Annotated in this window: 22 protein-coding genes; 6 read left to right on the top strand and 16 right to left on the bottom strand. The window is 45.2% G+C overall.

The features are described from left to right. Window positions 1-10: 10 nt before the first annotated feature. From fliE to NL626_RS14410, 13 genes are all read right to left on the bottom strand, one after another. On the bottom strand, window positions 11-322 hold the full coding sequence (fliE, locus tag NL626_RS14470; RefSeq protein WP_005384482.1) for a flagellar hook-basal body complex protein FliE: 312 nt from the start codon (window positions 320-322) through the stop codon (window positions 11-13). A gap of 122 nt (window positions 323-444) precedes the next feature. Beyond that, window positions 445-1,854 (bottom strand): sigma-54 dependent transcriptional regulator, encoded by a 1,410-nt coding sequence (locus NL626_RS14465; RefSeq protein ID WP_225455688.1) that lies wholly within the window; start codon window positions 1,852-1,854, stop codon window positions 445-447. A 36-nt stretch (window positions 1,855-1,890) separates the two neighbouring features. Next, entirely contained in the window at window positions 1,891-2,922 is a 1,032-nt protein-coding gene (locus NL626_RS14460) for a PAS domain-containing sensor histidine kinase (protein WP_253657468.1), read from the bottom strand. Between the two features lie 199 nt (window positions 2,923-3,121). Continuing rightward, the gene (locus NL626_RS14455; protein ID WP_005384490.1) at window positions 3,122-4,588 is read right to left on the bottom strand and encodes a sigma-54 dependent transcriptional regulator; all 1,467 of its coding nucleotides are present in this window, start codon (window positions 4,586-4,588) and stop codon (window positions 3,122-3,124) included. 287 nt (window positions 4,589-4,875) lie between these two features. After that, window positions 4,876-5,286 carry a flagellar export chaperone FliS gene (gene fliS / locus NL626_RS14450; protein WP_005380457.1) on the bottom strand — a complete coding sequence of 137 codons (411 nt, stop codon included), beginning with the start codon at window positions 5,284-5,286 and terminating at the stop codon, window positions 4,876-4,878. 12 nt (window positions 5,287-5,298) lie between these two features. Next, window positions 5,299-5,604, bottom strand: coding sequence for a flagellar protein FliT (locus NL626_RS14445; protein WP_005380456.1), 306 nt, complete (start codon window positions 5,602-5,604; stop codon window positions 5,299-5,301). 3 nt (window positions 5,605-5,607) lie between these two features. Next, window positions 5,608-7,602, bottom strand: coding sequence for a flagellar filament capping protein FliD (fliD, locus tag NL626_RS14440; RefSeq protein ID WP_253657467.1), 1,995 nt, complete (start codon window positions 7,600-7,602; stop codon window positions 5,608-5,610). A gap of 21 nt (window positions 7,603-7,623) precedes the next feature. Beyond that, a complete protein-coding gene (gene flaG / locus NL626_RS14435; protein WP_005380451.1) occupies window positions 7,624-8,058 on the bottom strand; it encodes a flagellar protein FlaG in 435 nt (144 codons plus the stop codon). A 92-nt stretch (window positions 8,059-8,150) separates the two neighbouring features. Further along, entirely contained in the window at window positions 8,151-9,281 is a 1,131-nt protein-coding gene (locus NL626_RS14430; RefSeq protein WP_005380449.1) for a flagellin, read from the bottom strand. Window positions 9,282-9,569: 288 nt separating this feature from the next. Then, window positions 9,570-10,703 carry a flagellin gene (locus NL626_RS14425; RefSeq protein WP_005380447.1) on the bottom strand — a complete coding sequence of 378 codons (1,134 nt, stop codon included), beginning with the start codon at window positions 10,701-10,703 and terminating at the stop codon, window positions 9,570-9,572. A gap of 263 nt (window positions 10,704-10,966) precedes the next feature. Then, complete coding sequence (locus NL626_RS14420; RefSeq protein WP_253657466.1) at window positions 10,967-12,106, bottom strand: flagellin; 1,140 nt, start codon at window positions 12,104-12,106, stop codon at window positions 10,967-10,969. A 143-nt stretch (window positions 12,107-12,249) separates the two neighbouring features. Continuing rightward, entirely contained in the window at window positions 12,250-13,152 is a 903-nt protein-coding gene (locus NL626_RS14415; RefSeq protein WP_005387715.1) for a Dyp-type peroxidase, read from the bottom strand. Between the two features lie 46 nt (window positions 13,153-13,198). Then, window positions 13,199-13,684 carry a DUF2919 domain-containing protein gene (locus tag NL626_RS14410; RefSeq protein ID WP_025768263.1) on the bottom strand — a complete coding sequence of 162 codons (486 nt, stop codon included), beginning with the start codon at window positions 13,682-13,684 and terminating at the stop codon, window positions 13,199-13,201. Between the two features lie 144 nt (window positions 13,685-13,828). Between NL626_RS14410 and NL626_RS14405 the strand changes: the two genes are divergently transcribed. Together NL626_RS14405 and NL626_RS14400 are read left to right on the top strand one after the other, a co-directional pair. Further along, entirely contained in the window at window positions 13,829-14,182 is a 354-nt protein-coding gene (locus NL626_RS14405; protein ID WP_169630860.1) for a DUF2956 domain-containing protein, read from the top strand. A gap of 3 nt (window positions 14,183-14,185) precedes the next feature. After that, window positions 14,186-14,518: a DUF4156 domain-containing protein gene (locus NL626_RS14400; protein ID WP_025768262.1), complete on the top strand. Its 333-nt coding sequence runs from the start codon at window positions 14,186-14,188 to the stop codon at window positions 14,516-14,518. A gap of 34 nt (window positions 14,519-14,552) precedes the next feature. Here the strand turns inward: NL626_RS14400 and NL626_RS14395 are convergent, their stop codons facing one another. Beyond that, window positions 14,553-14,840 carry a helix-turn-helix domain-containing protein gene (locus NL626_RS14395; protein ID WP_005380433.1) on the bottom strand — a complete coding sequence of 96 codons (288 nt, stop codon included), beginning with the start codon at window positions 14,838-14,840 and terminating at the stop codon, window positions 14,553-14,555. Between the two features lie 291 nt (window positions 14,841-15,131). Between NL626_RS14395 and NL626_RS14390 the strand changes: the two genes are divergently transcribed. From NL626_RS14390 to NL626_RS14375, 4 genes are read left to right on the top strand one after another with little or no spacing between them, the layout of a single operon-like run. Beyond that, a complete protein-coding gene (locus tag NL626_RS14390; protein WP_005380431.1) occupies window positions 15,132-15,482 on the top strand; it encodes an ArsC family reductase in 351 nt (116 codons plus the stop codon). Between the two features lie 18 nt (window positions 15,483-15,500). Further along, the gene (gene dapE / locus NL626_RS14385) at window positions 15,501-16,637 is read left to right on the top strand and encodes a succinyl-diaminopimelate desuccinylase (RefSeq protein ID WP_005380429.1); all 1,137 of its coding nucleotides are present in this window, start codon (window positions 15,501-15,503) and stop codon (window positions 16,635-16,637) included. A 14-nt stretch (window positions 16,638-16,651) separates the two neighbouring features. Then, window positions 16,652-17,350, top strand: coding sequence for a M15 family metallopeptidase (locus NL626_RS14380; protein ID WP_053306708.1), 699 nt, complete (start codon window positions 16,652-16,654; stop codon window positions 17,348-17,350). After that, a complete protein-coding gene (locus tag NL626_RS14375) occupies window positions 17,347-17,550 on the top strand; it encodes a DUF2897 family protein (protein ID WP_005380425.1) in 204 nt (67 codons plus the stop codon). Before NL626_RS14380 ends, NL626_RS14375 begins: the two co-directional genes overlap by 4 nt. Before the next feature lie 106 nt (window positions 17,551-17,656). Here the strand turns inward: NL626_RS14375 and bamC are convergent, their stop codons facing one another. Beyond that, a complete protein-coding gene (gene bamC, locus NL626_RS14370; protein ID WP_005380424.1) occupies window positions 17,657-18,676 on the bottom strand; it encodes an outer membrane protein assembly factor BamC in 1,020 nt (339 codons plus the stop codon). Between the two features lie 80 nt (window positions 18,677-18,756). After that, window positions 18,757-19,635 (bottom strand): 4-hydroxy-tetrahydrodipicolinate synthase, encoded by an 879-nt coding sequence (gene dapA / locus NL626_RS14365; protein ID WP_005380422.1) that lies wholly within the window; start codon window positions 19,633-19,635, stop codon window positions 18,757-18,759.

Below are 19,635 nucleotides of genomic sequence, written 5' to 3'. Positions count from 1 at the left end.
ATTACCTAAATTACACTGGCATGTTCATGAGATCTTTATATGCCTCAACGAGTTTATTGCGAATTTGAACCGTCGCATCAAAAGCGACACTAGACTTGTTACGAGCGATCATAACGTCAGAAAGGGATACATCGGCATCACCACGATCAAAACGGGTTTGTAAATCACCAGATGCTTTTTGAAGTGTGTTCACGTTATTGATGGCTTTAGTTAGGAGATCGTTAAAATCCGCTCCAACTTTCGCCCCACTTGCAGTAGGAGCCGTATTGGTTGCTTCTACCATCATGGCGCGCATTTCTGCCTGAATACCATCAATTTTCATTAGCACCTCTAAGCCAAAAGATTGACTATTAACAAAACTGATTATTGACACAGCAATTAACGTGCCATAAGACATTAGCAATCAATTTACTTACACTTTTCGTCTTATGGCTGTTGTCTGTGTTAATTCGGGATATCTATACCAGCATCACGCATTTTGGCAAGCTTATAGCGCAAGGTTCGAGGGCTTATACCCAGTTTCTCCGCCATTTCTTTGCGTCGACCATTACACTCAACCAAAGTCTCCAAAATAATGGCGTATTCTTGATCGCGCAGCTCGCTACCTAAGCCTTCTCCACCAGTTACTGGGCGGCTAACACTCTCAGCTTGAGCAACTGGCTTAACATTGGGCACGACCATATCTGCATTTTGCACCACGTGTTGCAAGCTATTGGCATCTTGCCAATCTACGCCCTCAAGCAAAATGTGCTCTGCATCGATGTCGCCATTTTCACTTAATATCAGCGCTCGTTGAACCACGTTATCCAATTCACGAACATTACCCGGCCAAGGGTATTGCAATAGTTTTTCTAACGCAACGGTCGAGAATTGAGGCACTGGCATGCCCATTTTGCTGCAATGACGCTCAGCAAGATGCTTGGCAAGCGGTGCAATATCGCCTTTACGTTCTTTAAGTGCAGGCCACGAAATTGGGAATACATTCAGGCGGTAATATAAGTCCTCTCTGAAGTTTCCTTCTGACACGTATTGCTTAAGATCACGGTTACTCGTCGCTAACACACGAACATCTAACTTGATGCTTTTGCGACTGCCAAGGCGCTCTACTTCTCGCTCTTGCAAAACACGCAATAACTTCGCTTGCAGGTTCAAGTCCATTTCGCTGATTTCATCAAGCAAGATTGTGCCACCTTGCGCTTGTTCAAACTTTCCTGGGCATGCCTGAACAGCACCAGTAAATGCGCCCTTTTCATAGCCAAACAGTGTTGCTTCGAGCATATTGTCAGGAATCGCGGCACAGTTAATTGCGACAAAAGGACCATTTTTACGATTTGACGCGTTGTGAATATAGCGCGACATCACTTCTTTACCTGAGCCACTCGGACCTAGCACCATAACATTCGCATCTGTACGTGCCACTTTATCGGCCAACGCGAGTAAGCGCAGACTTTTCTCATCAGCAACGATGGCATCACCGTTGTCATCACTTTTTATCGGTGCATAACGACTGACCATATTTAGCAACACTTCTGGTGCAAATGGTTTCGCCATGTAGTCGATCGCGCCATCTTTCATTGCAGACACGGCATCTTCAATGTTGGCGTACGCCGTCATTAGCAATACTGGTAAGTTAGGCCAATTCTGCTTGATGCTTTTGAGCAGAACTAAGCCACCCATACCCGCCATTTGCACATCAGAAACGACGATATCAACCGTATTCGATTTCAGCTTCAACAGTGCATCTTCAGCACAGTCCGCTTCCAACCATTCATACCCTGCCAGAGCCAGAGTATCGACTAGGGCTTCACGAAGACCTTCATCGTCTTCTACGATCAGCACTTTGCTTTGCGCCATTATGATTCTCCAGAAATTGTTATTACCAAAAGCCGCTTATTGCGCTTCTGTTTGCACTCGCTCTAGCGGAATGCACATGGTGAAGCAGGCTCCATCACCCTGCTCTGAAATAAGTTCCAATCGACCGTCATGGGCACGGCAAACCATTTGAACAACTGCCAACCCTAATCCAGTTCCTTGAGAACGTGTGGTAAAAAATGGCTCCATGATTTTGGCTTGCAGTTCTTCGGGCACACCCGGTCCGCTGTCTTGCACAGAAATGCGTAACTCACCATTTACCGGGCGGAAAAAAATATCGACTTGCGATTCTTTACCAGACATTTGAATCGCGTTCATGACCAGATTACTTAATGCGGATGCAATGGCGTTCGCATTGCCTAGTAGTTCAGTTTGTTCTTCTTCCACTTCTAGGCAGTAATCAATACTGTTGTTTTTTAGCGCGGTTTCGACCATCGGCTGGTATTCCGCTACCAACTGGGCAATCGTAAATGGCTTAATGACTTTATTATCACCACCTTTAGCAAAAAGCAGCATATCATTAACCTGCTTTTCCAAATCGTGCAGTCGATCCATTAATTTGGTTTGGAAGCGATCTTTTGTCGCTGGAGGAAGATTTGGCGCTCCCAAATTGGATGCATATAACATAGCGCTCGACAGCGGCGTTCTTACTTGGTGAGCAAGCGACGCAACCATACGTCCTAACGACGATAAGCGCTGTAAATCACTGACACGAGCTTGAAGTAAACGGGTTTCGGTTAAATCGGTAATCAGGATCAATTGACCTGTTGGGGACGCCGAGATGGCGAGTCGAACTTTACGGCCATTACGTAATGAAACTTCGTGGCCATCATCTTCACGTGGGTCAAACACCGCCTGGATAACGTTGAACCATTTTTCGTTAACCAGTGGAATCTCAAGAATTCGGTGCGCTTCTGGATTTGCTTCACGCACTACTCCGTACGTATCGAGCAAAATCACTCCAGCAGGCATCACATCGAGCACCTGTTTGTAGCGCTCAACCTGATTCTCTACGGAATCTAAATGGGATTGATTGGTGTTGTTATCCATTACTGCCTGTCGAAATATCGCCGCTAAAACTAAAATAGCTTGGTAAGCAATTAGCGTACCAAGCTATTTTTTATATTTATCAGGACGTTAAGCTATCGACAATAAGTTGACACTCAGAGATAACAGTTTTGGATGCCAGAAAAACGATGTTAACTAGCACAAGTGATAATTCAGATATCGTCTTAAAACTTCACTTTACCTAGCGCTGTAAGTTGTACTTACGCATTTTTTCCACCAGCGTAGTACGTCGCATACCCAGCATGTCGGCCGCTCTTGCTACAACGCCACCCTGCGCTTCTAATGCTTGGCTGATCATATTAACTTCTAAATCAGCCAGCAGCTCTTTCAAATTAACCCCTTCCGGTGGCAGCGCTTGCGGGGCGTTCATGCTGTGATCAAGGTCGTCTTGATCTTCAAAGCTAAAATCTTCAGAGAAGATATCTTGGAATACATCACGCTCTTGCTCTTCCACCGAAACAAATGGATTGCTCTCTGGTTGGAACTCTGGGATGTCACTGTAGCGATATTTGGTTGGTAGATGGTTTACATCCACCAAGCTATTTGGATACAGAATAATCATTCGCTCAACAAGATTAGCCAACTCGCGTACGTTACCCGGCCAGTTATGCTCCATCAGTGAGTTGATTGCACGAGGTGTAAAGCAGATAGGTTGTCCGCCCTCCGCCTCTAAACGTGTCATCAGTTCTTGCAGCAGCAATGGTATATCTTGTTTGCGCTCTTTCAGCGCTGGCATCTCAATTGGAAACACGTTCAGACGATAGAACAAGTCTTCTCGGAACGTGCCTTCTTCAATCATGTTTTCTAGATTACGGTGTGTCGCCGCCACAACTCGAACATTTACCTTGATGGTACTATTGCCACCTACACGTTCAAAGCAGCGTTCTTGCAATACACGAAGCAACTTTACTTGCATCGACATTGGCATATCGCCAATCTCATCAAGAAAGATAGTGCCACCGTCTGCGAGCTCAAATCGACCTTTACGGGCAGTTAACGCACCAGTAAACGCGCCTTTTTCGTGACCAAATAATTCGCTTTCTAGGAGCTCAGGCGGTATTGCACCACAGTTAATAGGTACAAATGCGCCATCGCGGTATGAAGAGTGATAGTGGATGTTACGCGCAACAACTTCTTTACCCGTACCGGACTCACCTAAGATCAACACGTTTGCTTCCGTGTTTGATACTTGCTCAATCAGGTGTCGAACTTCTTGAATACCTCTACTTTGACCAACTAAGCTGCGAAAAAGCGTGTTTTTGCGTGCACTAGCAACAACATTCACTCCTTTTCGCCCCAGAAAATCTTTGCAGTGGCGTAACGCTTCACTAAGCTGTGGGTAATTAAGCGGCAGCTCTAGTTCACCAACAAAATTTGGAAGATCATCAACAGGTAAAGGAAAACGGCCCATGACTAGAAGAGGGATGTGGTAAGCGCTGTTTAAATGAGAGATAACCGTACTCGCCGCTTGACCTGCTGGAATATTACCAACAATACAGCACGACCATACGCTAGACCAATCAACATCGCTGAGCTGATCAGAACTGACCGCTTCGCAATTTTCTCCAACAAATTCCAATATATTGCTTAAATTTAAACGACTTGATGCGTCATCATCAATTACAAGCAGCTTTGCCAAACCATGCATAAGTAAGAATGATTGCCTTTATTTTAGGTGCGTTGCGGCCAAACCTTGATTTGCGCAATTGGGTGCTAAAGAAGGCAGAACCACCACACTCAATTTACGATAGACAAAATAGGAAAATCAGCAACAAAAAAGCCATTAGGGCTACTAATGGCTTCTATTTTATTTGAATATAAAAATAAGGCAACCAAGCAATGGAGAGGTGTGAGCTTGATAGAAACTTTGCTACACAACTCGTTGCGCAATTGACAAATATATTCGTCTAGTATCTTAACGCATTGTTTTGACTATTAAATACCAACTTCAGCAGCGGTAAGATTATGAAACTCTGTTGGGATTTGGTCCCAAGCGGACTTGATCTCACGGATAATATCGATAACGTCGTCGATCAGCTGAGGCTCATTTTGATGGTTAGCAGCAGAAATTTGCGTGATCATAAACTCATACAGTGAATCTAAGTTTGAAGCAATATCACCACCGTCATCCATAGATAGACAGCTGCGTAGCGCGATAATGATGTCTAAGGCTTTACCCAAGCGCTCACCTTTTGCTGGAATATTGCCTGCTTGCATGGCTGCTTTACCTTGAATAAGGCGCTCAATCGCACCAGCCATAAGCATTTGAATGACTTTGTGCGGAGAAGCCGCGCTAAGCTGGCTGTCGACTGATACCTTTTTGTATGCTTGCAAAGAACCGCGCATAGTAATCCTCTTTTAAATAAATTTTTTGTACTGCTGAAGTGAACGCTGGCCATAACGAAACTTATGGAGCTCTTTTCCGACCTTTGACGTTTCCGATTGCATCAGCTCGACAATTCTTTTGGTACGAGTTAGCAACGCTTGCCACTCTGCATCCTGCTTAACCAAAGGATTTTGATGAATAATTGGTAACAGGTTTTGCAATAACCGTTCCCTGATATCGACCAAGCGAAGAATTTCTTCAGCATTAAAATCAATTTTTTCTAATTCTTGCGTAATTAGTTGATCTATATCACTAATTTCCATGAGTTCTTTTTGCATTTATTAACCCAACGCACTCATCAAAGCGCCTAACTGGCCTTGCATTTTACCGGTTGCATCTTGCATCGCGGTAAACTTCGCATGAGTACGCTTCTCTAGGCTTTCCATGCGGCGATCTAATGCCGCTTGATCGTCACTCAAACGGTAGTTTTGTTCTGTGAGACTTTTTTCTCGAGTACGAATACTGCCTGTAATACCTGTGATACCGTGAATCGCATCTTCTACTCGTTTAGCAAAACCTGTGTTGCCACCGAAGAACTTTTCTAACTCGTTGAAGTTATTGTTCAACTGGCGGTCTAGCATGTCATAGTTGATTTCTAGGGTGCCTTGACGTGTGGTCGTAATGCCAAATTCTGTTAAGGACTTTAGGTTTTCAGGTGCTTTATCGATTCGAGTAGAAAAGACCGATTTTAATCGTGAATCTGCACTACGTACGGTGCTGTCACCTGACAACGGCCCTTTTTGACCCGTTACCGGATCCACACTCGCCAACGCTTGGGAGGTTTGATAAAACGAGTTATACGCTGCCACAAAGTTTTCGATATCGTTGCGTACACTTTGACGGTCGTACTCGACACCAATTTCAGCAGGCGGTTTATTCGGTTCTGATTTGCCTTTTAGTGTTAAATCAACACCTTCGATCGCATCTTCAATCACATTGTTGTGGCTAGATAGCTTTGCCACGCCATCAAGCAGAACTTCTGAATCTTGCCCTGCTTGTACTTCTGTCATCCCAAGGTATTCTTCAAAAGCAGATTGTGCCTTTGCGATTTTCGCTTCTGCTTCATCAATTTTTTCCAGACGCTCACGTTCTTGAGGATCAAGTTTAGCGCGATGAATTTGCTTAGCTTGCGCTTCGGAAAGTTCACCACGTGCCACTTTTTCGTCTAACGCTTGCTTTTCACTCGCAATTTTTTGCTCGATTTCCGCTTTTTCTTGCTCAAGAAGCTGCTTAGCCTCTTTCGTCGTAACGTAAGAATCGGTTAGGGTGCCCGATGCGGCATTATTCCAGCCTGGTACATCTGGTGCCTTCTCTATTGCCTTTTCGTCGAGTTCGAGCTCTGGTTCTTCATAAGAGTCCAACAAAGTACCTGACGCAGTTTCTGTCCACCCTGGAATTCTGTCTTCAGGGCGTAAGCTCGCGCGTCGATTGGCTTCATCAATGGCTTCTTGACCAGCTTTGGCTGCTTCTGCACCCGCCGCAGAGATTGGCGCCTGCGATGCATCATCTTGTACATCGTCTGCCGCTTTTTGCTCTTCTGGAGGTAGAGGATTGCCGTTTGCATCCAGCTCTTCTGCTGGTTGTTCCGGAAATTTAAGAGGACCTAAGACATCTTCCGCCGCTGAACGAGCTTCTTCAAGCGCGTTGACGCGGTCTTCAAGTGTTTGGTATTCGAAATATTTAAGAGGGTTGCCTTTTTCTGCCTCCACACTGACTCTGATTTGATGATCCTTACCAGAGAGGTTAGAAGCAAGGATAAGGCGTGGACCTTCGACGTCGTTAATAAGAGATGCACGAACGCCAGGGTTATCTTTAGCGCCATTGATGCCACGTACGACATCGATGAGCTTAGATCGGGAACGAACATCGATATTAAAACGCTCATCACCAAGCGAAATCTGCAGCTTACCAGGGCCAAATTTTGCGTCTTCTGGCAATACGTCAGAAGCGACTTTATGGCTCTGAGCAAGCTGCAACACATCGATAGCATATTTGCCAGCGATAGCATCTGTGGTTGCCGTGGCAGATACGATATTGTCATTGGTCGTTTCGACAGTGCGAACGGCAAATGCTTTCTCCTGACGAAAGTTCGCCATGAGATTTTTCATCGTATCCAATGATTCTCTGAGTCGCCCGTAAGCACTGATACTGGCATTAATTGTCGTGCGTTCGTTGTCGATGCGTTGCTGCTTTGGTACGCGTTCGGCATCCACAATTTTGCTGACCATGGAATTAACATCCATGCCGCCAGACATCCCCAAAGGGCCTAAACTCATCAAATCACCTCTAAAAACGACTTACACTTTTTCAGTCAACAACCCGCTGTTGGCTGTGTGCTCAGCTAGGCGACGCAATACCACTAGCATTTCTTCATCAGGAATTTGACGAATCACGTCACCGGTATTGGCTTCATAAATCGTCACCACATCTCGTCCGGATTCTTCATCCACTCGAAATGCGACTCCTTTGTTTATGGACGTTACAAATTCATTCATTTGTGCGACCAATTTTTCACGTTCTTCTTTGTTCAGTTCTTGACGGCTTTCAGCCATCTCGAGCGCAGCTTGAACAGAGAAGTCGTATTCGGTGTTTTTCGCTTTTTGCGGCGAAATCTCACCATTTGAATTTGCTGGGCTAGACGTGCCTATATCATTGCCATTTTTATTTGCAAACTTTGTGCCATTTGGCGTGCCGTAAGGCTGGATGTTCGATGCGTAGGAGGATATATCCATTACAATCTCCCTTCCACCTTATGGGCTAACGATAGAATCTATCGCTTTGGTGCCCCAGCACTAAGGTGTTGACCTCAGGCTGGGTTTACCACTTAGCCCAACAAGCTTAGCGCTGCAGATGGAGACTGCTTCGCTTGAGCCAGGATTGAAGTACTTGCTTGCTGAAGAATTTGCGACTTAGTCATCGCAGTGGTTTCCTTCGCGTAATCAGTATCTTTAATACGGCTTTTAGACGCGTTAACGTTCTCGTTAATGTTGTCTAGGTTGCTGATTGCGTGGTTGAAGCGGTTTTGGAAAGCACCGAGTGAAGCTCGTTGGCTGTCTACGGACTTAAGAGCGCCGTCGATAACCGCTACTGCTTCTTGAGAGCCAGCTACTGTGGTTACGTCGATGTCTTTCACTGTTACGTCTTTCGGACCACCAAAGCCGATCTCGTCTGCTAGGTTGCCAGAAAACTCAACATCACCTTCAACTTTTTGAGAAGAAGCAAATACTTGTAGTTTGCCATCTTCGCCAACAGAGGCTTTTACATCATCGTTTTGACCGTTGATGTATGTCGCTAGCTGTTCAATATCATCGCCTTGCTTAGCGCTGATTGATAGCTCTTTCTCTTCACCCTGCTTGTTGGTGTAGCTCATTTTGAACTCTGTTTTCTCACCAACAGTCCAAGATGCGTCTTTACCCTCTTCTGCTGCGTAGCTCTTACCACCCATTGCTGAAGTGTCTGAGCGTAGGTTACCCATAGAAAGCATCACTGCTTCACCTGAGTCCGCACCGATTTGGAAAGATTGAGTACCGTAAGTACCGTTTAGAAGCTTGTTACCACCGAAAGAGGTAGTTTCAGCAATACGGTTTAGCTCGTCGTTTAGCGCTGTTACTTCTTCTTGGATCGCTACACGTTCTGCTTTTGAGTTAGAACCGTTCGCAGATTGAAGCGAAAGATCACGCATACGTTGTAGGATGTTGGTAGATTCATTCATTGCACCTTCAGCAACCTGTGCAATAGAAATACCGTCGTTTGCGTTTTTCACTGCCATGTCTAGGCCACGGCTTTGTGCATTCAAGCGGTTTGAAATCTGTAGACCTGCAGCATCGTCTTTCGCGCTATTGATTTTATAACCCGAAGACAAACGCTCCATTGATTTTTGTTGACCGTCAGCTGCCTGGTTTAGGTAACGCTGTGCAGTCATCGCAGAAACGTTAGTATTAACGTTAATCGCCATAATTGATCTCCTTAAGGCTTTAGTGAATGTACCGTCGTGTCTCTCACCTCACTTAGGTACATCTCATTTCTCTCAGTCCCTTTAACGGCGACCGATGAATATCCTTTAGAAGAAATTTTCAATTTTTTGCGATTATTTTCTTTGGTTTACTGAAATGTGATGAAGCTCTAATGTCGTGATTCGCAGAAATCCTGGGGCCCCAAAAGACAGAAAAAAACCCAGCCGAAGCTGGGTTTACTCGCTCATCTCTCACCACGAGCCAATGAGGTTCTCGTCTTAGGTTTGAAATTAACCTAGCAGACTTAGCGCTGAGTTTGGCGCTTGTTTCGCTTGCGCAAGGATTGAGCTTGACGCTTGCGATAGAATTTGTGACTTGGTCATTGCCGTCGTTTCTTTCGCGAAGTCAGTATCTTTGATACGGCTCTTCGACGCATTCACGTTCTCGTTAATGTTGTCCAAGTTGCTGATTGCGTGGTTGAAACGGTTCTGGAAAGCACCCAGCTCTGCGCGGTGGCTGTCTACATATTTCAGTGCCGCATCGATGATAGCAACAGATTCTTGTGCGCCACCAACTGAGGTTACGTCGATAGTATCTACCGTTACCTTTTTGCCTTCGCCCAAGCCTAGTTCACCAGATAGACCACCTGAAAACTCGACCTCGCCTTCGACTTTGTTGTTGCCAGCAAAGATTTGCAGTTTACCGTCTTGGTCTACTGAGGCTTTCACTAGGTCAGTTTGACCGTTAATGTAAGTCGCAAGCTCTTCGATATCGTCACCCGCTTTTGCGCTGATGTTGATTTCTTGCTCTTGGCCGTAGCTGTCCGTTAGGTTGATTTTTAGGTCGTTCTTACCTTCAGCAACGTTCCAGTCTTTACCTTTACCACTTTCAGCTTGGTAGCTCACACCGCCCATCATTTTGTTGTCTGAACGCATGTCTTTTAGCTCAAGCATCACTGCTTCACCGTTATCTGCACCGATTTGGAACGATTTCGCACCGTGTGTGCCGTTTAGTAGCTTGTTACCACCGAAAGAAGTGGTTTCTGCGATACGGTTTAGTTCGTCGTTGAGAGCGGTCACTTCTTCTTGAATCGCAACGCGCTCTGCTTTCGAGTTTGAACCGTTTGCTGATTGCAGAGACAAGTCACGCATACGTTGAAGAATATTAGTGGTCTCATTCATTGCACCTTCAGCAGTTTGTGCAATCGAGATACCGTCGTTCGCGTTGCGAACCGCTACATCCAAACCACGGCTTTGTACGTTCAAACGGTTCGAGATTTGTAGACCCGCAGCGTCATCTTTTGCGCTGTTGATTTTAAAACCTGAAGACAAACGCTCCATAGAAGTTTGTTGAGCTGAGTTTGCGTTGTTTAGGTAACGCTGAGCGGTCATCGCTGATACGTTAGTGTTTACATTCACTGCCATGGTGATTTCTCCAATTGATTTTCCGGTGTAGCGGTTTCCGACGTCTCGGAAAACCAAGTAGTTCTCTCAAAGTTACTTTTATTAACGGCGCATGCCCTGTTTTCTTTAGAGAAAATTTTAGATTTTTTTGAAAATAATTCGTTTGGAGGGGTAATCGTGACAAAGCGGATAAAAAAGCAAAAAAACTTTCATTTTTCGCTAAAGCTTCTTTTCGAATTGTCGATACAGGCAGGTTTTGCGTTAAATTCGGGCAAGGCCGTTCATCAGCCAAGCAAGGTCAATGCTAGGTTTGGCGCTTGTTTTGCTTGCGCCAGAATAGAAGTACTGACCTGTTGTAAAATCTGCTGCTTCACCATTTGCGTAGTTTCTTTGGCATAGTCAGTGTCTTGGATACGACTGTTGGAAGCGGCTAAGTTTTCGTGGATATTATCTAGATTATCGATCGCATGATTGAAGCGATTTTGATATGCACCTAACTCCGCACGACTGCCATCTACCGTTTTCAAAGCATCATCTAAAATGCCGACCGCCATCTGAGCGCCACCGACCGTGCTAATATCAATACTATCTACCGTTCTATTTACGGTGACATACTTGCCAAGTTCTAACTCATCAGCCAGGCCACCACTGAAGGTTGGTCCAGGGTATTTTATGGCGTCCTTGTGGGACATGAGTAACTGCAGTTGCCCCTCTTCATTAACAGACGCTTTCACTTTATCGGTTTGCCCATTAATGTAAGTCGCGAGTTCTTCTATATCGTCGCCAGCTTTAGCTTCAATACGGATCTCCTGCTCTTCAAAATTGTTATCACGGTAGCTGATAACAATTTCATTATTTCCGTTTTGAACCGTCCAATCTGAACTGACTCTTTGATATGAGCTCATTGAAAAGCTACCTAAAGATTCCGGCTGCATGGTCCGCAGGCCAATTTGTACCGCTTCACCAGCCGTTGCTCCGATTTGAAAAGACGATGTACCGAATGTGCCATTCAGCAATTTACGTCCGCCAAAGGAGGTCGTTTCTGCAATACGACTTAACTCATCATTTAAAGCAGAAACTTCTTCTTGCAGTGCATTGCGCTCCGCTTTGCTGTTTGAACCATTGGCTGACTGTAGCGACAAATCACGCATACGTTGCATGATATTGGTCACCTCATTCATCGCGCCTTCCGCAGTTTGCATGATGGAAATGCCGTCATTCGCGTTGCGAACCGCAACATCTAAACCACGCATTTGTGATTGCAAGCGGTTGGAGATTTGCAGACCCGCAGCGTCATCCTTTGCGCTATTAATACGCTTCCCTGAAGACAAACGCTCCATGGATTGGTTCAGCATATCCGTTGCACTGGTCAAATGACGTTGTGCGACAAGTGCTGCAACATTGGTATTAACGGTGATCGCCACGAATAAAGAGTCCTAAAATTAAGGCTTTGAGTACTTATCGACCAAGTAACAGAAAAGTTTAGTGTTTTTTGAAAAGAGATTGGAATAGAAATAGAAAACAAAAGCCCTCCAATTGGAGGGCTTAAGAAATAAAGTCTGAGAACTTACTTGATGGCTAGCTCTGCGAGCATTTCTTGTGAAGGAGCGAAGAAGTACGCACCTGTTACCGCTGTTGTGAAACGAAGCATTTGGTCTGTTTTACCATCTGTCACGCCGTACATACTTTCTAGCATCACTTTAATGTTATGAAGTGTATTGCAGTAAGAAATAAACAGCAGGCCATGAGGCCCTGTTACCGTCCCGTATGGCAAGCTATGACGGACAATCTTGAGACCTTTTCCTTCTTCTTTAATATCAACGCGACCAACGTGTGATGCAGCAGGAACGTCTTCTAGCTCTATAGAGTCTGGTTTGGTACGACCAATCACTTTTTCTTGCGCTTTGACATTCAAGCGATTCCAAGCGGCAAGGTTATGTTCGAAGCGTTGAGCCATGACATAACTACCTCCAGCAAATGGGCCCTCTTTTACTAGAGCCACATCAGCGCGAGCCTCTCCTTTCGGGTTTTCTGTGCCATCAATGAAGTCTGTCATATCACGAGCATCAAGGTAACGGTACCCATATGTTTCGTCCACAATGGTGACATCTTGTGCCGTCTCTTCTAGGAACTTACGCAACACGTAAAAATGCAAGTCGTGACGAGTCGAGTGACAGTGAATCAGTACATCTACGTCTGTTGCTGGAGCAACGATGTCACCTTCGCCAAGTTGAGTAAAATCAATAAGCTCTTCTGGCGCGTCTACATTAAGGTGTTCCCAAAACGATTTTGTGAATGCGATAGAAAGCGTCAGCGCTGCACCCGGCTGGGTAATGTTTAACTCTTCCACCAACTTTGGCAGTGCTTTCAGTTTTTCTAATACGTTTTCACGGTTTTGGTTCACTTTGAGTTGAGTGTACAGTGCAAATGGCCCGGCTTCTGGCACGATCGCCGTTTGAGCTTGTGACATTGAGGTTTCCTCTATTACTTTGCCCCAGAGTGGGAAGTTATTGTTTTTAATTCTTTGAATGCTGCTGTTCATCGTGCGCTAATTGTGGCACATGAAAACAGTCTTTTACCCATCTTCCATTTAGAAGATAGATCATAAACCAAGCTAATAAGGTAATGGTAAGGGCGTTTGCCCAATTAAACACTCCATGTTCTAGGTACACATGATACATGGTCTGAGCAAGTTGAATACCGCACAAGATCAAAGTGATCTCGCGACCATAGCGAGTAATTCTGTTTACCCATCCTCTGTCGGGATGACGAAGCCCCATTAACCACATAAGAAGCAAACTTGGAATGCCCATCGCCAAACCTAAATACAACGTACTTGAATCTGGGTAAACAATAGCGAGTAGCTTGCTGCCACTATCACGACTTACACCAGCCATGGCAAACACCACCCATGAACGCACAAGAAACATCCATCCCACCCATAAAATGATCGGCGCCTTTAAAAATCCATGAGCGTCATATTGGTCAAACGAATAGCGCACAACATCTTCTTCTTTATGTGATAAAAACGTCACTTTAACCTATCGTTTCAGAGTTGCAAGCCAACAAAGATGAGAACTGAAGTTCATTTCAGCACCTTACACAGGTAAACTAAACAAAGATTTACAGCGACGTTGATGAGAAACATGAAAAAAAGAACTCCAGCTACCCCAGCGCCTTCTCAAGAAACTCAAGCCGAAGCGATGAGAATTGCCAAATCCACGCAGAAACCGGGGCAAACCAAAGAGCAAACCAAGCTTATCGCTCAAGGTATCGAAAAAGGCATCGCGCAATATAAGAAACAACAAAAAGAGCGCAACCGCCAAGCCGATAAAGCGAAGAAAAAACAGCAACGTGAAAAACAACGTCAGCATGAAGAGATTATCGAACAAGACAATATCACCGACGATGCGCCAAACCATTCATCAAGCAAACTGCCTTGGACACTACTTGTTCTGAGCTGGATTGGCTTTGCTGCTTACATAGTATTGGGGAAATAGCTAATGAAACGCCTGTTACTTGGACTTTTTGTCGTGCTTCTAACGGGTTGCACGATGCCTTCTCACCTTACTCATGCTCAAAGTCAAGATGTTCATATTCGCATTGACGCGCAATTCAACCCTGAGCGATGCGAATACAAAGGCGAAGTCACCGGAAGTGAAGGCCATTGGTATAACTACATTTTCATGACTAATGACGCGATGATGCAAGGCGCGATGAACGATTTAAAAAACAATGCAGCGGCTATCGATGCGGACACCGTTTTTATGGTTTCCCCACAAGATTTTATCACTTCATTTAGCGTGCTGGGTTCCGCCTACCGCTGCAATGGATGAGGCCTGAATATGAAAAAAGCCAGCAATTGCTGGCTTATGCACGAAATCCAAGACTGCTAGCGATATCTCTCTCCCGCTCTAGAACCCATTGGCTATCAAAAGGCCCCCAATCTGAAAGTTGATAATAGCCGTCATTATGACGTCGGCCATCTTGAACGAATATGAGTTCAATGCCGATCCCAGGTAACGCCTTGAGTACATCTTGAATAGTACGACGAGGCCACCCCGTTTTTTCGATCAACTTTGGCACATTCGGCCTTTCTAGGTTTTCCACCAACAAGGCCAAATATAGCCGCCTTGCAAAAACAGGACTCAATTCCATTGACACCTCCTAAAATTGTGCTGATTCATTATTTCGTTTTTGCTCAGCGAGGTGTTGCGTTTGATCAATAACTCGACTTTTCCATTTGATTTAGACGAATTTTTATTCGATTTATAGCGCATTCATCGTAAATAAGTTATGTGACATTAGTTATCTCAATCTATCTGAAAATATTTTCCACCGCATTTTGTCAGTTTGATTGCTTCTTGATAGGATGCTTTAACAGCCCAAATCACTTAAGTGCGTCTTAACCGCGCCAGTGAAAAATAGAACAAAGAAAAAGGAAACACTATGTCGATTACCATGTTTGGTATTCCCAACTGCGATACGATCAAAAAAGCCAAGAAATGGTTAGAAGCCGAGGATATTGCTTACGACTTCCATGACTACCGTAAGCAAGGCATTGATGCAGAAATGGTAAGTGAATTTTGTCGCGCTTTAGGTTGGGAACAGGTGCTCAATAAACGTGGCACAACCTACCGCCAATTAGCGCAAGAGCAGAAAGACACACTTAACGAGGAAAACGCCATCGCTCTTTTGGTAGAAAACCCTGCGATGATTAAACGCCCAATTTTAAAAGTGAATGATCAACTTCATATCGGTTTTAAAGCTGATCAATACGCTAGCATTTTCAACTCTTAAATAAAGGAATACTCAAGGATGACAGACAGTCCAGTATTGGCACTTGCTAAAGATCTGATCAGTAGACAGTCCGTAACGCCGGAAGACGCAGGTTGTCAGGATTTGATGATCGAGCGCTTAAAAGCACTCGGGTTTGAAATTGAAGTGATGGTATTTGAAGACACCACGAACTTCTGGGCTCGACGTGGTTCAGAAGCGCCGCTATTTGCGTTTGCTGGCCACACCGATGTGGTACCAGCTGGCAAATTGGAACACTGGAATACACATCCGTTTGAACCGACCATTATTGATGGTTACTTGCATGGCCGCGGCGCAGCTGACATGAAAGGGTCGCTAGCTGCTATGGTCGTTGCTGTCGAACGCTTCATTGAAGAAAACCCAGACCACAAAGGCTCAATTGGCTTTTTGATTACGTCAGATGAAGAAGGGCCATTTATCAATGGTACCGTTCGCGTTGTAGAAACGTTGATGGAACGTGGTGAGAACATCGATATGTGTATTGTTGGTGAACCATCCAGCACCGACGTGGTTGGCGATGTAGTGAAAAATGGACGCCGTGGATCCATCACTGGTGATTTAACGGTAAAAGGAACACAAGGCCACGTGGCCTACCCTCACCTAGCCAGCAATCCAGTGCACGAGTCTCTACTCGCGATTCATGAACTCGCGACGACGGAATGGGACAAAGGGAATGATTACTTCCCACCGACCAGTTTCCAGATCCCGAATGTATCGGCTGGCACTGGTGCGTCTAACGTTATTCCTGGCGAGTTCCATGTTCAGTTCAACCTACGTTTTAGTACTGAGCTTAACAATGACGCAATTGTTCAGCGTGTTACCGAAACATTGGACAAGCATGAGCTGGACTACGACCTAAAATGGACATTCAACGGTGACCCATTCCTGACCGATACGGGCGCACTGCTAGACGCGGTTGTAGCTGCTGTGGCCGAAGTCAATGATACGAAGCCAGCGCTACTTACAACTGGCGGTACTTCTGATGGTCGTTTTATTGCTCGAATGGGAGGTCAAGTCGTAGAGTTAGGTCCTGTTAACGCTACGATTCATAAAGTGAACGAGTGTGTGAAAGTCGACGATCTTGAAAAGTTGACGGACATGTACGAAAACACGTTGAAACACCTATTGGCGAAGTAATCAGCGAGAACACAATGACACCAGAGCAACTCACCGGAATCACTGATTCTCATCTTCAATCCACACTAGTGGGGCAAAAAGCGTTTCTACTCCACCCTGAAGTGGCTGACGATCTGCTAAAGATGATTGAAGCGGCAACAGAAGCAGGTTTCAAAATGGAAATCGCCAGTGGTTTTCGTGACTTTAATCGCCAAAAAGCCATCTGGAACGGGAAGTTTTCTGGTGAGTTGCCAATTCTCGACATCAACTCCCGCCCTTTGAATAAAGCAGAGTTAAATGACGAAGAGAAATTGATGGCCATTTTGCGCTGGTCGGCATTGCCCGGAGGAAGTCGTCATCATTGGGGTTGTGATTTTGATGTCTATGCGCGCAATTTATTGCCTGCTGACACAAAACTCAAGTTGGAACCTTGGGAGTATCTCGAAGGCCACCAGCAGGCGTTCTACCAATGGTTAAAAGCCAACCTTGGTCGGTTCGGTTTCTTCTTTCCTTATCAGCACGATTTAGGTGGCGTTTCGATTGAGCCTTGGCACATTAGTCACCGCGCTGTCGGGCAGCAATGCCTCGAGCAGTTGACGCTTGATGTACTCAGAAGCCAGTTGATTAAACAAAATCAGACCGACAACATTGCAGGGATTGACGTCATACTGAATAATTTGGATAACGTCGTTGCCAAATTTATTCACAATATCACGCCGCCGGAGGCTCTATGATAGAAATACTAACCAATCCTTGGGTCATTATTATTGTAGTGTTGAGCGTGGTCATTGGTAATATTGCCGCACTCAAATATACCGCAAAAATGAAGTTTGGTCAGATGGATAAAAGCCGTAAGAACGATTTAGATAAGCTGAACACATTGGATAAACAGCGCTACGCTGAAGAAGATAAAAACAAAAACGAGCCTCGTTAGTTACTCACCAGCTTCATCTCGACACATTTAATCTAAACATCAAAAAAGGGACCACTAGGTCCCTTTTCTATCATTAAGTAAACACGCCGCGTTAAGCTCGCTTTGTTTACTGCTTCACTGTTGCAGCCAATACAGGCGCTAGTGATTTCAAAAACTCTTCTTCTACTGGCTTGCCAGAGGAGTCGGTGATATTGATAGACGTACGGTTGCCTAAATCACCAAGTAAGAATGTGTACTTACCAGCGGCTAACTCCACTGGTTTAACGCCGATATCGTTCCAGAATTCATCATCCGGAGATGCATATTTCGCAGTGATTGTGCCCTGAGACTGGCTACGCTCTTCAATCTTAAAGCCCATCTTAGGTAGAATATTAGGCAGACGCTGCCAAAGCATGTTGTATTGCGCACGCGCGATAATCACTGGAAGTCCGCTGCGGTCTTTACCCATTGTGATTGGGATCTGTTTAACCAACTCTTGCGCTTTACGCTGTGCTTCTTCACGCACTTCTTGATCGTAGCGAGCGGTGACCAAGTTCGTCATGAACACATTGTAGCGCTCACGGTTGGTCGCCGTTACTTCTTTCACTTGATTGCCTTCACGCCAGTCAATAAGGCTCACCTTAAAGCCGTGTCGACCATTTGCTTCAGCGCGTACGATTTCATATCGGCTGCCAATTTCTAGCTCTTCATCTGGCGAATCCCAAGTCACCCATCCTGTCTCGATGCGAGAGTCTGTTTGGCTTTCAACTGGAATCTCGTTGGCCGCGACCATGTTTTGCACCGTTTGCCACACTTTATCTAGTTCATCTTTACGAAGTAGCCAAAGTGTCACTTCACCATCACTACTGCGGTCTAGACGTGCACCGGGAATAAGCTCTAGGACTTGTTGAGGTGGACGAATGTCGACATCTTTACCGACACCACCAGCGTAGTTACCCTGAGGGATCTCGTAGTTAGGGTAAAACTGAGGCTGTGCACCCTGTGGGACATTCCACTCACCCAAATTGGGGGAGTTCAAATACTCGAAGTCATCTTTTGCTTGACGACGTTGATTGGCACCACCTGAACAGGCAGTCAATACGAATACAGCTAATGAACTTAACACTAACTGGCTTGAAAGCTTCATCTATACTCCTAAAACACCGAGGGCGCTTTGGCCCCCAGTATGAACTTCAATCCTAGTAACTCAATCTTAATAGCTCAATCTTAATAAATATGGGCGTCTGTTAGCGCCTGCTCGACGATCGGCTGCGATTTTTCAGAAAGTGTAGTTAAAGGAAGACGCAAACCACCTTCTTCAATCAAACCAAGCTTTTGCGCTGCCCATTTTACTGGGATAGGGCTTGCTTCGATGAAAAGGTTTTTGTGTAGAGTCATCAAGCGTTGGTTAATCGCTTCTGCTTCTTCGTACTTACCTTCACTTGCCAAATGGAACATGTCTGCCATGTCTTTAGCTGCAATATTGTTCGTTACCGAGATAACACCATTGCCGCCAAGTTTCACAAAATCCAGCCCTGTCGCATCATCGCCACTTAGTAAGATAAAATCTTCGCCACAAAGTTCACGATGAATTGCAATTCGTTCCAAATCGCCCGTTGCATCTTTTAGAGCCACGATATTATCAAGCTTTGACAAGCGTGCCACTGTTTCTGGCTGCATATCAACAGCAGTACGGCCTGGTACGTTGTACAAAATTAGAGGCACATCACTCGCTTCGGCGATTGCCTTGTAATGTAAAAACAAACCCTCTTGAGTTGGTTTGTTGTAATACGGTGTCACACTCAGGAAGCCAGCAATACCAGAATCAGCCAGTAATTTGCTAAATGTTACTGCCTCATGGGTTGCATTTGCACCCGTGCCAGCAATCACAGGGATGCGACCGTCGGCAAACTCAACAGTTTTATTAACGACCTTCACATGCTCTTCAATGGTCAGTGTCGCTGACTCACCTGTTGTGCCTACTGCCACAATACCGTCTGTACCCGCTTCAACGTGGTACTCTACTAGCTTTTGCAGACCGTCAAAGTCTACTTCGCCATCTGCTTTGAATGGCGTAATCAGCGCTACGATACTTCCTGAAAACAT

Source organism: Vibrio sp. Y58_MX_L22, from assembly GCF_024181865.1.
Taxonomy (GTDB): Bacteria; Pseudomonadota; Gammaproteobacteria; order Enterobacterales; family Vibrionaceae; genus Vibrio; species Vibrio alginolyticus.
This window is presented reverse-complemented; position numbering and strand designations above follow the sequence as displayed.